Origin of the sequence: Flavihumibacter fluminis (genome assembly GCF_021491375.1) — a bacterium.
In the GTDB taxonomy this organism is placed as follows: Bacteria; Bacteroidota; Bacteroidia; order Chitinophagales; family Chitinophagaceae; genus Flavihumibacter; species Flavihumibacter fluminis.
The window spans coordinates 1-284 of the sequence record NZ_JAKEVY010000034.1 but is presented as its reverse complement, the minus strand read 5'-3'; the positions used below and the strand labels follow the sequence as shown (position 1 = coordinate 284).

1 protein-coding gene is annotated in these 284 nt (G+C 45.4%); it reads right to left on the bottom strand.

The genetic code is table 11. From position 1 onward, the window contains the following. Positions 1 to 284: aldo-keto reductase family protein (locus tag L0U88_RS20785; protein ID WP_353620688.1), on the bottom strand; the 284-nt coding region annotated here is incomplete at both ends.

Below are 284 nucleotides of genomic sequence, written 5' to 3'. Positions count from 1 at the left end.
GTTTGCAAGCACTTTCAAACCCCTGCCAGCGGCGTATTCCAGGACGTTCATCTTTCCGTCCGCAAAGTTTTTATTGAAGTACGCCTCAGATTCAACGAGATTGAACGGCATCTGGATGAATTTGAAGTGATTGTCCGACGATACTTCAAGCGCCGTTTCGCAGACTCTTTCAAGCGAAGTGAAGTCGAACAGGATGCTCTTCAGGGGAAATGTGTTTGAGGAAATCCCGTAATGCAGTATTTTTCCTTCGTCAACTTTTTCCTCGAGGAATTCAAACGCTTTCT